The sequence below is a fragment of the Cytobacillus sp. Hz8 genome (assembly GCF_042263505.1).
Classification (GTDB): Bacteria; Bacillota; Bacilli; order Bacillales; family Cytobacillaceae; genus Bacillus_BE.
Genome location: NZ_JBHKFI010000002.1, coordinates 40,052 through 55,188, shown reverse-complemented (window position 1 = coordinate 55,188; position 15,137 = coordinate 40,052). Strand labels below are relative to the sequence as shown.

Genomic DNA, 15,137 nt, shown 5'->3' with positions numbered 1-15,137 from the left:
GTATAATCTAATTTAGTGTTCTCCTCAAGCTGCTAATATGAAAAAACAGACTGCTCATTAGAACAGTCTGGGAAATTATTGTCTTTCAATCATAAATAATGCATCTTTAGCGATCAGGATCCTTTGGATGTAATATATTAGGTCTCCTATTTTTTAAAGGGATAGGCGATCGTAAAAACACATCTCTTATCGCTCGAATATTAAATGGGATGAACGGCCAAAAATAGGGGACTCCAAATGATTTCATACTAATTAAAAGGATGAAAAGCCCTGCTACACCCAAAACAAAGCCATATGTTTGAAACACTGCAGTCAGGATAAGCAGGATCATTCTAACAATTCTATTTGCAAGACTTAGTTCATAACTTGGAGTAGAAAAGGTACCAATCGCAACAATCGCTAAATAGAGAACTACTTCATTAATAAATAATCCAACTTCAACAGCCACTTGACCGATCATTAATGCAGCCACTAGCCCGAGCGCTGTGGCCAAGGAGGATGGGGTATGGATAGCAGCCATTCTTAGCATATCGATCCCAATTTCAATCATTAAAAATTGTAAAATAAGCGGGAGTTCTCCTTCTTTATTAGGACCAATAAAGTCTAATGTAGCTGGGAGCAAGCTAGAATCAATTGCAAAAAGATACCATAAAGGAAGCAAAAAAATCGAAGCCCACACAGCAATAAATCGAACCATTCGAAGATAAGCACCTACTAATGGCTTATTTCGATAATCCTCAGCATGCTGTAGGTGGTGCCAAAAAGTTGTTGGTGCAATCATAACACTAGGAGACCCATCAACAATAATGCATACATGACCTTCGAAAAGATGAGTTGCTGCCGTATCCGGTCTTTCTGTATAGCGAATCATTGGAAACGGGTTCCAGTGCCTGCCAGAAATAAATTCCTCTACCGTTTTTTCTGCCATCGGCAAACCATCGGTATCAATTTTAGAAATGGAATCTTTCACTTGTTTCACAATCTCCGGATTAGCAATATCGGCTAAATAACAAACCACGATATCTGTTTTTGATCTTCTGCCAACCTGAAGGTATTCCATTCGTAAAGTCCGATCTCTCACTCTTCTGCGAGTAAGTGCCGTATTAAATACTAATGTTTCTACAAATCCATCGCGAGAACCGCGAACGACTCTTTCAATGTCTGGTTCCTCTGGACTACGTGCAGGATATGTTCTTGCATCTATGACAATGACTTGATCAATGCCTTCAACCACCATTGCAGTTGGTCCTGCTAATACAAGATCGACCACTTTATCTAAATCATCTACTGCTTCAATTTCAATATGAGGAATATAGGTCTTCATTAACTTTGTTAATAGATTTGCATCTAATTGCTCCTTCTTAACCGTCGCTAAAAACTTTAACAATAAATGAAGGAGATTATCTTTTACAAGTCCATCAACAAGAAATAACGACATTTTCGTTTCCGCATATTCGAGATCTAAATGGATGATATCAAAGTTTTTTCCGACCCCTAGTTCATCCTTTAGATAATTTACATTCTTATAGTAATTGCCCGATACATTGGTCTGTGTTTTCTCCTCCATAATCCACCTCAAGAATACTTCCACTTTTTTCTTGTAACATAAAACATCTTTGACAAGAATCAAGGAAATCATACTAATTTCCTCGTAGTTCATGGTCGTACCCTAGGTGAAAATTTTATTTATTGATTAAGTTTTTGAACGAGATCTTGATATTCCTTTTTATCCGGGTCAATTTCAGCTGCCTTATTAGCATATTTCTTTGCTTGATCAAGTTCATGTAAATTAGCATATATTAAGGCCAAATTATAATGGGCTTCATCCATATTCGGTTCTAATTCAATGGTTTGAAGCAGATGCTCTTTTGCCAAATTCACTTGATTCATTTTGATTTCTGTATAAGAAAGCAAGAAATAACTATCAGCCGAATCTGTATGTTCTCCAATATACTCATCTAGCAATCCTTTCGCTTTTTTCCATTCATTGGATTGAATATAATCATGTGCCAAATACAAAGTGGACTGCTCATCGAGTAATTTTGTTCGATGATGAAAACCATAATATAACATGCTAATAGATAGAACAGCAGAGAGGATGAAAAAAGCCCCCTGTTGCAGCCACTTCTTCTTTTTTGGAAATTGTAGGATACCCGTTGCTAAGAAACCGCCGATTAATCCCCCTACATGACCAGCATTATCGATACCTTCCATGGAGAAACCAAAAGCTAAGTTAATCGCAATGACGATAAAGATATTAAGACCCATCGTCCTCATAAATAACTTTGGGTACATGAGCCCGAAAAATAACAGTGCTCCGAAACAGCCAAAGATAGCTCCACTTGCTCCAGCCGATAGGTTCGGACTAAAAAGAAAGCTTGCCAAAGAACCGCAAAAGCCAGCGAACAAATAGATGAAAATAAAACGAATCCGACCAAAGATTTTTTCAACGGTAATGCCTAAATAATACAAGGCTAAACTATTCATAAATAAATGCAGTAGGCCAATATGTATAAAGATAGGTGTGAAAAAGCGCCACCATTCACCATCAAGAATAAGTGGATTGAATTTTGCCCCAAATTTAATTAAGGTATTAGTATTTGTACTTCCACCGCTTATTTCCATCAAAAGATAAATAATAATTTGAATCGCCAAAAAGACATATGTAAATAAAGGTTTGCCAAATTCAAACATTGATTTTTCAGTTTTTATTTTGTTTACTGCTATAGTTAAAGCCGCAGATTTAACCTTTTCGATTTCATCTTCAGAAATATCCTCTGGAATCGAAAACGATAATCGATCCTGAAATAGTTGACTTAACTTCTCCAATGATGATATCTGATTTTCTCTTGTAAAAAGGATCGATTCGACCTGTGTTTTATTACTTTGAGGATTAATAAAAGGTTTCTCCATTCGAAATTGATAATCATCAACAGGGGGATATTCAGAAAAATATAAATTTAATACATTTAATTCTCCTTTTCTTAATTGTCTCCGGATACTCTCTCCATTTGCAGAGGTTAATTCAATATCCCTTTGAAGCCAATTGCTCCAATCTAAATTATGGCAAAGTAAACGAATGACCCTTGCTCGTTTATTCTCCATCTTTTCTAGCCATAGCTCATTTTGATCTTTCGATAGTTGAATGATTCTATATTGCTGAACAGCAATAAAATAATGTGCCAATCTCCAGAATAAATAAGACTCTTGTGTATTCAAAATTTCCCCTACTTTCACTTGGACCTTGCCTTGACTTTAACCTTACAAACTAAAGAAGTCTGTTTTGGTTGTTTCAAATGCTAAGAAGACCATCCTCTTCCTAGTCTTTATTATTTTATTTTCATCATAACCTTTTTATATATAAATTGTAAAAGTATTAGAAGCACTCCAAAATAAAAGGACTTTAGACTTCAGAACGAATACAATAGCAGAGTGGAATTATCTGCTAAATTTCACCTGAAGTCAAGCCCTTTTGATTAAGATTATATCGGTTGTCTTGAAAAAAACGTATTGATCATCTTATTTCTTACACCCGGTAAATTCATGAATGAAGAAACGAAAAATTTTCGAATCAACGGTTTAGCAAGAACGGAATTCATTAATTTATAACGTCTCTGAAATAAAAAAAATCCGCCAATTCCAATTAGCAATATAGAAATCCATCGAGACATCTTCATTCCTCCCTTCTATGGATAGTATTGGTTAGAAGATGCCTGAATATTTATCTGTAATTATTGGAAAATTGTCTTAAGAGAAATCCTATTTTAAAACAGGACCCATCGTTTTTTTCAACACCTCGACCGAGTAATTAAACTTCTCCTTTTCTTCCTTATCTAACTTAATTTCCACAATTTCTCGAACACCCTTTCTCGTCACAACGGCTGGAACTCCAATGAAAATATCTTTATGCCCATATTCTCCATTTAAATAGGTAGAAACCGTTAAAACCGAGTGTTCATTTTGGAGTATTGCCTTAGTTAAACGAACAAGCCCCATGGCAATTCCGTAATAGGTGGCCCCTTTTCTTTGAATAATATGGTAAGCCGCATCACGAACATTCATAAAGATTTCATCTAAATCGTCTCTTTTAAACTTTTCAGATTGATTAATCCAATTATAGATAGAAACACAAGCTATATCCGCATGACTCCATACTGGAAGCTCAGTATCTCCATGTTCACCAATAATATAGGCATGAATATTTCGAGTATCGACATCGAAATATTTTCCTAATAAAAATCGTAAGCGGGCGGTATCAAGAATCGTTCCTGATCCAATGACTCTTTCTTTTGGCATTCCTGAATATTTCCAAACTGCATATGTTAAAATATCAACCGGATTTGAAGCAACAACAAAAATTCCTTCAAATCCATTTGCCATAATCTCTTCAACAATTGATTTCATGATTTTCGTATTTTTTTCAACTAAATCTAAGCGTGTCTCCCCAGGTCTTTGATTAGCCCCTGCGGTTAACACCACAATATCAGCCGATTTACAATCAGAATAATCTCCAAACCATATTTTCGTCCGGGAAGGCGCAAATGGTAGCCCATGGTTTAGATCCATTGCATCCCCTTCAGATTTATCGACATTTAAATCTATCAAAACAAGCTCTTCAGTTACACCTTGATTAAGTAGAGCAAAAGCATAGCTAGAGCCAACTGCACCTGTCCCTACTAAAACTACTCTGTTCACAAAATCCTTCATTCAAAAATCCTCCCTCACAATTAACCTCATTATTATTATGTACTCTTTTTAAACTAAACATGAGAAGTATTAAACATAAAGTTAAGAGATTTGATAAAAGATGAACGTAAATAAAGCGGAAGAACAGCTTGAGAGAAAATTTACCATATCATTATTGAACAAGACATATCCCGTTTTCACCTTTGTTGGTTCTCCACAATGTAATGATTTTTCCGTCACTAATCCACACTGGGAGCAAATATATTGTACTTGAAAAAAAGCCCCAAATAAAGTATCTATTACATTTCCTAGAAAACCAAACAAAAGGATGCTAAGCATATTGGAAAAAGAAAGGTGAAATAAGAAATACGCGACAACTGCGATGAAAAAGGATCCAATAATAGCGGCCAACGTACCTATAAAACTAATTGCGCCTGATGTCCCTGGTGAAACCTTTTTGAAATTTCTAACATAAACGGGCTCATCTTTACTTAATGAACCGATTTCTGAAGCCCATGTATCTGAATTAGAGCAAGCAATTGCACTGCAATAAACAAGGATCCATAACGAATCTTTCGTTGCTATATAAATTAGGCAAGCTATTGCTGCCATACCTCCATTTGCAAAAACCTGCTGCACATCCCTTTGAGAGCCTTTTGCATGCATCTCTTCAATTTTATTTTTTTGTCTTCTTTTATATTTGGACCAGATGCTAGAGCTGACGAAAAAGAGACCCATGAGCAAAAGGCCATCTATCCCAAGACTAAAAAAAACAATGAGGCCGACAAATATTGCTGCCCACATCCCTGAAATAGTCAAGAAACGCAATAAATACCCGCTAACTGCAGTTATGATTATAAATAGAGCTGAAAAAAGGACATCAGTCATCTTTTCACATATCCTTTTTCAGTAATAATTTTGGGAATTCTAATATCGTGAGATTCCATTGGAATTTGGGATACAATCTGTTCCTCAAATGCAAGTGCTAATAAAGGATTACGAAAATCCTGCAGAAAACGGTCATAAAATCCGCCGCCAAAACCTAATCTTCCACCATCAGGAGTAAAACCAAGTCCGGGAACAATGAGTAATTCAATCTCCTTCTTTTCAACCGCTCTCGTTTTTTCTACGATAGGTTCAAGCAATCCGTAGTAAACCATTTCAAGCTGATCAAAAGATTGAATTTCACGAAAGATCATAGTGCGTTCCCTTGGATTACATTTAGGAACTACGATTTTTTTCCCATCTTTCCAAGCTCTAGAAATTATTTTGTATGTATCAACCTCAGGTGCTCTGGAAATGGTAATGCCCACGGTTTCAGCCTTTTGATAATCCTCATCTTTAAATAAATGACTTGCTACCATAGATGATAATTGTTCATATTGAGACTTAGGGATGGATGAAAGCTTCCTTTGAATTTCTTTCCTTAAGAGTTTTTTATCCAACATCTTCTTCACCTCTTATTACCAAAAAACTATTTTTTTGTATAAAAAAAACAGTAGGAAGAATCCCACTGCTTATTTTGTTTCACGATGTAGAGTAGAACGTTTTTCTCTTGGGCAGTATTTTTTTAGCTCAAGACGATCTGGATTATTTCGTTTATTTTTTTTAGAAATATAGTTACGATCTCCACACTCAGTGCAAGCTAACGTAATATTTACACGCATGTAATTTCCCTCCAAACTATTAAGCACTAGTTCGTTCATACGACTTTTCTATAATATCATTTTTCAAATGGAAATGCTAGTCCGTTTTTTTAATGAATAATTTATTTAATCGTTCCAATTCCAATTTTCGCTCATCCATAATGACCCATGAGCTTCCTTTTATGGTTTTCTTAGGCGGAATCTTTGCACCAATTGACATTAAACTCACAGCAGCCCCTTTAACCATAGGACGATATTGGAGAATCCCCTTATCAAGATTTCTCCAACATAAATCATTATAAAAATTCCAATAAGGCTGAACCGTTCTCTGTCCCTCCACACGACCGCCAATTTCTCCATTTACTAAATAAACCTTGTTATTGGCTAAGTGATAGATGACATTTTCAGAAGGTGAAATAAAGGAAAAATGGTCCTTTGTTGCCTCTTTATGCTGATGCATAAATAAAATTTGTACGTCACGATCTTTTGACATATGATTGGTTAGATATATGCCATAATAATATATTTTAGAATGAAAATGGTCTTTTTTAATTTGAAGCGAAATGCCCTGTTCTATCAATATTTTCTCGTTTACAGATTTTAACCAAAATGCTTTCCCATCTACCCATATTCCGATTTGAGTGATTAATTCTTGTTTCACAAGAGGAAAGTCTACGATATTTTTCACATACATATCCATACCCATCTTTCTTTCACCTACTTTATCACGTATTTTCAGATTCCTCCAAAATGACAAACTTTTATAACGCAAAGAACTAGTTGTCTGTACTCATTCATGAATCACCGGCATATGTTCACAATAAACAAAATATTATAACTTTTTATAAGTTAATGTTAGCATTGTTGCGCTTAAGTCACAATAAACGCATTTTGTCGTAACCTGTAACCCCTTTGCTATACATAAGAACGAATGCACAAAAAAATAATAAAAATAAAAAATATGGCTGAACTTATGAAAAATCGACACATATAGCAGCCTTTTCCAATTAAAATGCGACAATATTACTGTATTTTCTATGAGATCAACATCGATATCGAAATTTGTCGATTAACATGTTAAAATGAGTTTGTCCAATTTTTTCCGGCAAATAATTTGATCTTGAAAAACACGAGGGTGAAAAATATATGCAATCTTTATTCCTTGGATTACTTGCATTATCTGTAATCCTATGTATCCTATCCATTTTCGCAAAGGATCCCGTTAAATCTTTAAAAGAAGATGTCGACCAGCTTTCTATGCAACAACTGCAAGAGCTATATCAAATCAAAAAAAAATTACGAGTTTTAGAAGAAGAGCTTTTAGTATCTGAAAATGACATGACAGCATTTCCTAATACAGCTTCCACCTATTCACAAGGAAAAAAACAAATTCATGAAATTATCAAAAACCAAGTCATCTCTTTAGCCGGACAAGGTTTGTCTATTGAGCAAATTTCAAAGCAGTCCTCCCTTTCACAAGAGGATGTCCAATCCATTATTCAAAATTATATGTTAAGGGGAAACTCCTATGAATAAGCAATCATTAAGAGCCTTTTCTTTTGGAATTTTCTTTACTGTATGTATCATCGCATCTTATTATTATCTTTTTCATCATGAAAATAAGACCTTATCAGCTTCTGATGCCATTTCCTTTTTAAAAGAAAAGAATTATGTCATATTAACAAAAGAAAAATACGACGATTTGGTTAAAAATCAGTCAAGCACAAAGCCAAAATCTGAAAATGCCCAAAAAAATAGCACGAAGCAAAAAACAGCCACGAATAAAAAAAAGGAGATTACCTATCAATTAGTAATCACTAGTGGCATGTCTTCAGAAGAAATTGCAACGATTTTAGAAAATCAAGGGATTATTGAGGATAAGGCTAAACTGACAAATTACATGAGTGAACATGACTATAGCACAAAAATCCAACTAGGAAAGTTCCCATTAACCGATCAGATGAGCTTGGAACAAATCGCAAAAATCATTTCAAAAAGCTAAAGTATTTCTACTTTAGCTTTTTGCTTTCAACTATTTATTTCGTAATGCTTCCCTTTTATGAGATAAAAGACGCTTTCTGCAATATTTGTTGTATGGTCTGCTGCGCGTTCTAAATAACGGCAAACAAAAGAGAGTTGTGTTATTTGTGGTAGTGTATCCAGCTTATCTTGACTCGAATGCAAAAGCTGTTTAATGATCTGCCCATAATAATCATCCACCGCATCATCCATATCAACCACTAAATTAGCCTTTGTTACATCTTCTTCATTAAATGCTTCTATCGCAATTTGAATCATTTCCGATGTCTTCTCAAACATTTCCCTAATTGGAACAATGGAATCTATAAGTTCTGTCTTCCCGATTCTGATTGTCGATTTCGCAATATTGACCGCAAAATCCGCGATTCTTTCTAAATCAGAAGCAATTTTGATAGCAACAATTATTCTTCTTAAATCAATCGCAACAGGCTGTTGTTTCGCGATTAATAAAATACTAAAATCATTAATTTCTTCATATAGAACATCTGCTTTAGTATCATTATCAATAATTTCTAATGCATTATTAATATCCTGAGTTTCCAATGCTTCAATAGAATACCTTAATGCTTCATTTGCAAATATCCCTAACTCTGTGACTTTTTTTCGTAATTCACTTAAATCAAACTGAAATTTTTCTCTAACTGGCATGGATTCTCCCTCATTTCTTCCTTTTCCAGATATGAAATAACTTTCACTATTTTTACCCAAAACGTCCTGTGATATAGTCTTCTGTCCGCTTATCCATTGGATTAGAAAAGATCTTATCTGTTTGGGAAAACTCAATTACTTCTCCATTAAGGAAGAAGGCAGTTTTATCTGATATCCTTGCTGCTTGCTGCATGTTATGTGTAACGATAATAATCGTAAAATCTTTCTTTAATTCTTGTACAAGCTCTTCAATTTTCAAGGTTGAAATGGGATCTAACGCACTTGTTGGTTCATCCATGAGAATGACATCCGGCTCGATAGCTAAGCAACGAGCCATACAAAGCCTTTGCTGCTGACCACCAGATAGACCAAGCGCATTCTCATTTAATCGATCCTTTACTTCATCCCAAATAGCAGCACCTCTAAGACTTTTTTCCACGATTTGATCAAGTATTTTTCGATCTTTGATTCCGTGAATTTTGGGTCCGTACGCAACATTCTCATAAATGGATTTTGGAAATGGGTTTGGCTTTTGAAAGACCATCCCTACCTTTGTTCGGAGCTCTTCAACACCGTACGTTTTGTCAAAAATATTTCTTCCGCGATATTGGATTTCACCTGTTGTTTTCACATTTGGAACCAATTCAATCATTCGATTCAAAGTTTTAATATAAGTTGATTTTCCACATCCGGATGGACCAATAATCGCAGTAACCTCATTTTCAATAATATCTAAATCGATATTTTTTAACGCGTGATTATCCCCGTACCATAGATTCAGTTGTTTCGTTTGATATACACTTTCTTTTTCCACTTGATGACTCATCGCCGTTTGCTTGACCTTGGTAGTAATCATTTTCTCCATCATCGCATTCATCCTTTTTCCTCCTGTTAGACTTTAGAATCGTTTTTGAAATTTATTTCGAATAACCACTGCAATTGAATTCATTACAACTAACATTACTATTAATACAATGATTCCTGCCGCAGCTAAGTCTTGAAATTCAACTTGTGGACGACCTGTCCAGTTATAAATTTGCATTGGAAGCACCGTAAAGGTATCAAAAACAGACCGCGGTAAGAATGCCAGGAATAGAGGTAAACCTAAAACCACTAACGGTGCTGTTTCTCCGATTGCACGAGAAAGAGCAAGGATTCCCCCCGTAAGTATCCCTGGAATTGCTGCCGGTAAAACGACTCGGACAATAGTCTGCCATTTTGTTGCCCCCATTCCATAGGAAGCTTCCCTCATTTCTTTCGGGACCGCACGAATCGCTTCCTGAGAAGACACGATAATAACAGGCAAAATTAATAAACTCATCGTTAAACCGGCTGAAAGTACGCTACTTCCGAAGGCAAATAATTTTACAAAAATCGTTAACCCTAATAATCCAAAAACAATGGAAGGGACACCAGCTAAATTGGTGATATTCACGATAATAATATCGGTAAAACGATTCTTCTTTGCATATTCTTCAAGATATATAGCTGTACCGACGCCTAATATTAAAGATGTTGGGGCAACAACTGCCATGAGCCAAACCGTACCGATTAATGCCGTTTTAACACCGGCTAACTCTGGTTTTCTAGAAGGCAAACTCTGCAAAAATTGTAAATCTAAATAACCAAATCCTTGAGTGAATAACCGATATAATAATAATGCTAAGATCATCAACCCAAAAAGGGTTGAGACGAAGGTAAAGGTTTTAAAAAATCGATTTGAAACCAATCTTCTATTCGTCCTTTTGATGACTTGGGAATGATCGATCAACTTCATTAATATTCCTCCCTAAACTTACGTGAAATAAACTGTGCAAGTAGGTTCATAACAAGCGTAAAGAGGAAAAGGGTAAAGCCAACAGCATAAATGCTATAATAAATGGTTGTTCCATACCCAGCATCTCCCGCGCTCACTTGTACAATATAGGCTGTCATGGTTTGAATTGAACTGGTTATATCTAAACCTAAATTTGGAGTCGATCCCCCTGCAACTGCGACAATCATCGTTTCTCCAATCGCACGAGAGATTCCCAAAACTATGGATGCGATAATACCGGAAATCGCTGCAGGCATTACCACTTTCCATGAAACCTCAAACTTAGTCGAACCCATGGCAAGCGCACCTTCACGTAGAGAGCTAGGAACAGATGACAATGCATCCTCTGAAAGAGATGCAATCATTGGGATAATCATGATTCCCATAACAATACCAGGGCTTAACGCGTTGAATATTTCTAAGCTTGGTATCATTTTCTGTAATAAGGGTGTTACAAAGGTCAAGGCAAAGAACCCATATACTATGGTTGGGATTCCTGCTAAAACCTCTAATATCGGTTTAATTATTCTTCGTGTGCGCTCAGATGCATATTCACTCAAATATATGGCCGATAAAAGTCCAATCGGTACCGCAACAATCGTCGCAATGACTGTAACCTTTACCGTCCCAGAAACTAGAGGTAAAATTCCAAATGTACCTTCTGTTTCTGAAAATGGATACCACTTTTTCGCAGTTAAAAATTCCTTAATAGATACTTGATCAAAAAAGGTAAAAGTTTCAAATATTAATGTGAAAACAATTCCAATTGTCGTTAATATCGATACAATGGAGATTACTAAAAGCAAAAATGGAATGCCTTTTTCCAAATTCATTTTTCCATTTTTCCTTTTTTTCTCTTGAATCATTTCCTGCACAGAAAAGTTTTTTGCTTTTTCCAAATTGAAGGCCCCCAATTCATCCACAAGAAGAATTGAGAAGCTATCAAGAGCCTCTCAATTCTTCTCCCATTTCATCCATTTATTTCAAGCTTTCTAGAGTATCTAAGTCTTTTGTATATTCATCTTCTGGAAGTTTCACATAGCCTACTTCTTCAGAAAAGTCTGCTGCATTTTCTAACATGAACTTTAAGAAGTCATATACTTCATCTTTCTTAATAGCGTCGTTTCTTACATATGAATAAAGCGGACGAGATAATGGAGCGTATTTTCCAGATTCAATCGTTTCATTTGTTGGTTCTACTGCTCCCTCACCGTTATCAATCGGAACGATCTTTAATTGATCTTTGTTTTCCAAGTAATAGGCATATCCAAAATAACCAATGCCATTGGCATCACCTTTGACACCTTGTACGAGGATATTATCATCTTCTGAAAGTGTTGCTTTTTCTACGATCGGCTTTCCTTCTAATATAACCTCATCGAAGTAATCAAAAGTACCGGATTCTGTTCCTGGTGAATAGAATTTAATTTCTTTATCTGGCCATCCTTTACGAATATCAGACCATTTTTTCACCTTTCCATCTTCAATCCAAAGTTTTTTAAGTTCGTCGATTGTTAGCTTGTCAACAAAATCATTTTCCTTATTGACAACAACGGAAATACCGTCAAAAGCTAGTTTAAAAGGTGTTACTTTAATTCCCTTCTTATCTAGTTCTGCCTGCTCTTCAGGTTCAATTTCTCTTGATGCATCTGAAATGATTGTTTTTTCATCAATAAGTGCCTTAAAGCCATTCCCTGTTCCATTACCTGCTGCTGAAACTTTTACTCCTGGTTGCTGCGTCCCGTATTCTTCCACAACAGCTTCCATTATTGGATATACAGTAGATGAACCGTCTATATTGATTTCACCTTGAAGTTGCTTGTTCTCTTCACCTGCTTGTGCTGACTTTTTATCTGTAGAATTTCCATCTGAGCCACAAGCGGTTGTTAATACTAACGATGCTCCAATTACTGCAGATAATGCCAAGAATTTAAAGCTCTTCATTCCATTTTTACCCCCTAGAGAAATTTGTTTGTTTTTGTCCTACAAGAATAGAATAATCGGTGATTGTTAATAAGGTTTTAATCCGTTGTAAAGCTTTTGTAAACGGAAAATTAATATTCTGTAAATGCATATACATAAAGAAGAAGAAGGAACCGCGATGAATCCAATACGGATATATAAAAGAGACCGCAAGTGGGTCTATTATCAATCTATACTTTGTTGTTTTTTTTGAAGCTCAAAATATTTGTCGAAAACTTTTTCGCCTATATCTAAGTTAGGAGAAGGTCCAGTGTTCCCGGTATACGCCCATGGCACGATAACTGCCATAGCCACCTCTGGATCATTGAACGGGGCATAGGATACCAAACTTACATTCATCACTTCTTTAGGCTCAAGCATTTTATATCTTTCTGGTCCATCATAAAATGCTTGAGCAGTCCCTGTTTTTCCTGCTGGTTTATAAGACTTGGAACCAAAATAGGAGGTAGCTGTTCCCCCTTGAGATTGCATGACTTGACGAAAACCCTCCTGCACTCGTTTTACCCATGATGTTTTCATATCAATGCGATTTAAAATCTTGGGATCCATTTCCTCAGAAATAGGTCCTAGTTTGTCGCTATCCTCAAGAGGATCACGAATTTCTTTAACTAGATGAGGCTGAATTCGATATCCGCCATTGGCAATCGTTGATACATATTGGGCCATTTGCATCGGGGTATACATATCAAATTGTCCGATTACCAAATCTAGCAGGAAGCCTGGCTTCGTATCGGAACCCTTAAAGCCGATTTGTTCATTAGGTAAATCAATGCCTGTTCGGACACCTAGACCAAATTGACTAAAATGATCACGAATTGTCTCGAATGCCTTAACGTCAAGATTTAAAGGCTCATGAGGAGTATAAATGCCTTTTCCAATGGCAATAGCTGTTCGAAACATATATACATTCGAAGACATTTTTATTGCAGTGAGATCATTAACATTTCCCATGTTTTTCCAAGATTTCTTTGGTGGTGTTCCTTTAATTAATAGAGGTGTATCATAAAGAATTGTACCTGGTTGAATCGCACCCGTGTCGTAACCGGTTAATACGGTAGCTCCCTTCACAGCAGAACCAGCATTATAGGCTGTTGTAATATTTCCAAGTGCAAAATCGGCCATTTCCATTTTTCCCGTTTTATCATCTTTTGTGATTTGTTTCCCCGACATCGCTAATATTTCTCCTGTGTCTGGATCCATTAAGACGACAAAAGCTCGATCCAATAAATCCGTTGCTGGCTTCCTCTTTAATTTCCATAACTCTTTTTCAATGATCTTATCTACCTCTTGCTGTAAATTCATATCAATCGTTAAGACGAGATCTTTTCCCCTCTTCCCCTTTGAAACCTGCTTTGTTTCAATAACATTTCCCATTTTGTCTGTTTTATTCATGACCTTTGCTCTTTGTCCATGCAAAACATCCTCATATTGTAATTCTAAATAGCTCTTTCCTACCCTGTCATTACGGTTGTAGCCCCTAGATAGATAATAATTCACTCTTTCCTCTGGTAATCCCTCATCTGAATTTGTGACTTTACCCAAAACGGTTTTTAATGTTGCCCCATTTTTATAGGTTCGATTCCAATCTGTAGTCGTGTCCACACCAGGAAGGTATTCTAGATTTTCACTCACTTCAGCAAATTCCTTTTTTGTGACATTTTCATTTTTAACTATTTGTGGGGTGAGAGAATACCCACTATTAAATATCCGAAAAATAGCAAGAACCTCAATGTCCTGTTTTGTTAGTTCTTTTAATTCGTTCTTAGTAATTCGCTCTAATTGAAGTTGATAGATTTTTTCATCATCCAACTTTTTCTGTTTAAATTGTTCCCATTCAGACTCTGTTATTTTCGCCCTTGCGCGATTGGGGTTCCGAATAATCCAATAATCCTTTTCGTCTCTTTCCCGAACCTTATCAGACTTGACATCAATCAGTTTTGCCAATCTTTCCGCACATTGAATCATTTCTTCTTGACTCGCACCACGGTTTGTATAAGTTATCGCATTTCTGGCACGGTTATCCACAATTGTTTTTCCATGACGGTCAAACATTTTTCCTCTTGGCACATTAACATTAATAATCTTGTCATCCGTTCGTTCAATTTCTCTTTTGTAATCATCTCCATAGACAATTTGAACCATACCTAAGCGTAAAATGAGAATGGAAAATAATAAGAAAACCGTAAAGAACAGTACATTTAGACGAAACGGAAGATGTGTTTTTTTCCTATCCTTTTTGTTTTTCTTCTTCAGCATTTCAACTCATCCTTTATTAGTTATAAAAAAATGTAGAGAAAACAACAATATTAAACCGACTA

16 protein-coding genes are annotated in these 15,137 nt (G+C 35.8%); 2 read left to right on the top strand and 14 right to left on the bottom strand.

The genetic code is table 11. The features are described 5' to 3' along the window. Window positions 1-106 precede the first annotated feature (106 nt). From ACE38V_RS03245 to ACE38V_RS03210, 8 genes are all read right to left on the bottom strand, one after another. Entirely contained in the window at window positions 107-1,567 is a 1,461-nt protein-coding gene (locus tag ACE38V_RS03245; RefSeq protein WP_375839721.1) for a spore germination protein, read from the bottom strand. 119 nt (window positions 1,568-1,686) lie between these two features. Beyond that, on the bottom strand, window positions 1,687-3,219 hold the full coding sequence (locus ACE38V_RS03240) for a rhomboid family intramembrane serine protease (protein WP_375839720.1): 1,533 nt from the start codon (window positions 3,217-3,219) through the stop codon (window positions 1,687-1,689). A 263-nt stretch (window positions 3,220-3,482) separates the two neighbouring features. Then, window positions 3,483-3,671 carry a hypothetical protein gene (locus ACE38V_RS03235; RefSeq protein WP_375839719.1) on the bottom strand — a complete coding sequence of 63 codons (189 nt, stop codon included), beginning with the start codon at window positions 3,669-3,671 and terminating at the stop codon, window positions 3,483-3,485. 88 nt (window positions 3,672-3,759) lie between these two features. Beyond that, window positions 3,760-4,707, bottom strand: coding sequence for an L-lactate dehydrogenase (locus ACE38V_RS03230; protein ID WP_375839718.1), 948 nt, complete (start codon window positions 4,705-4,707; stop codon window positions 3,760-3,762). Between the two features lie 81 nt (window positions 4,708-4,788). After that, a complete protein-coding gene (locus ACE38V_RS03225) occupies window positions 4,789-5,574 on the bottom strand; it encodes a DUF92 domain-containing protein (protein WP_375839717.1) in 786 nt (261 codons plus the stop codon). Beyond that, window positions 5,571-6,134, bottom strand: coding sequence for a 5-formyltetrahydrofolate cyclo-ligase (locus tag ACE38V_RS03220; RefSeq protein WP_375839716.1), 564 nt, complete (start codon window positions 6,132-6,134; stop codon window positions 5,571-5,573). The genes ACE38V_RS03225 and ACE38V_RS03220 overlap by 4 nt, the downstream gene beginning before the upstream one ends. Before the next feature lie 69 nt (window positions 6,135-6,203). Beyond that, complete coding sequence (rpmG, locus tag ACE38V_RS03215) at window positions 6,204-6,353, bottom strand: 50S ribosomal protein L33 (RefSeq protein ID WP_375839715.1); 150 nt, start codon at window positions 6,351-6,353, stop codon at window positions 6,204-6,206. A 76-nt stretch (window positions 6,354-6,429) separates the two neighbouring features. Continuing rightward, on the bottom strand, window positions 6,430-7,038 hold the full coding sequence (locus tag ACE38V_RS03210) for a hypothetical protein (protein WP_375839714.1): 609 nt from the start codon (window positions 7,036-7,038) through the stop codon (window positions 6,430-6,432). Between the two features lie 440 nt (window positions 7,039-7,478). Here ACE38V_RS03210 and ACE38V_RS03205 point away from each other — a divergent pair, with 440 nt between their 5' ends. Together ACE38V_RS03205 and ACE38V_RS03200 are read left to right on the top strand one after the other, a co-directional pair. Beyond that, window positions 7,479-7,868: a hypothetical protein gene (locus ACE38V_RS03205; RefSeq protein ID WP_375839713.1), complete on the top strand. Its 390-nt coding sequence runs from the start codon at window positions 7,479-7,481 to the stop codon at window positions 7,866-7,868. Then, window positions 7,861-8,334, top strand: coding sequence for an aminodeoxychorismate lyase (locus ACE38V_RS03200; protein WP_375839712.1), 474 nt, complete (start codon window positions 7,861-7,863; stop codon window positions 8,332-8,334). The genes ACE38V_RS03205 and ACE38V_RS03200 overlap by 8 nt, the downstream gene beginning before the upstream one ends. 26 nt (window positions 8,335-8,360) lie before the next feature. Here ACE38V_RS03200 and phoU read toward each other — a convergent pair whose 3' ends face one another. The 6 genes from phoU to ACE38V_RS03170 form a co-directional block, all read right to left on the bottom strand. Further along, window positions 8,361-9,020, bottom strand: coding sequence for a phosphate signaling complex protein PhoU (phoU, locus tag ACE38V_RS03195; protein WP_375839711.1), 660 nt, complete (start codon window positions 9,018-9,020; stop codon window positions 8,361-8,363). A gap of 52 nt (window positions 9,021-9,072) precedes the next feature. Next, complete coding sequence (gene pstB, locus ACE38V_RS03190; RefSeq protein WP_375840123.1) at window positions 9,073-9,885, bottom strand: phosphate ABC transporter ATP-binding protein PstB; 813 nt, start codon at window positions 9,883-9,885, stop codon at window positions 9,073-9,075. A 33-nt stretch (window positions 9,886-9,918) separates the two neighbouring features. Then, a complete protein-coding gene (pstA, locus tag ACE38V_RS03185) occupies window positions 9,919-10,797 on the bottom strand; it encodes a phosphate ABC transporter permease PstA (protein WP_375839710.1) in 879 nt (292 codons plus the stop codon). Then, window positions 10,797-11,702 (bottom strand): phosphate ABC transporter permease subunit PstC, encoded by a 906-nt coding sequence (gene pstC / locus ACE38V_RS03180; protein WP_375840122.1) that lies wholly within the window; start codon window positions 11,700-11,702, stop codon window positions 10,797-10,799. Before pstC ends, pstA begins: the two co-directional genes overlap by 1 nt. A gap of 112 nt (window positions 11,703-11,814) precedes the next feature. Further along, window positions 11,815-12,780 (bottom strand): PstS family phosphate ABC transporter substrate-binding protein, encoded by a 966-nt coding sequence (locus ACE38V_RS03175; protein ID WP_375839709.1) that lies wholly within the window; start codon window positions 12,778-12,780, stop codon window positions 11,815-11,817. A 204-nt stretch (window positions 12,781-12,984) separates the two neighbouring features. Further along, complete coding sequence (locus tag ACE38V_RS03170; protein WP_375839708.1) at window positions 12,985-15,075, bottom strand: penicillin-binding transpeptidase domain-containing protein; 2,091 nt, start codon at window positions 15,073-15,075, stop codon at window positions 12,985-12,987. Between the last annotated feature and the right edge of the window lie 62 nt (window positions 15,076-15,137).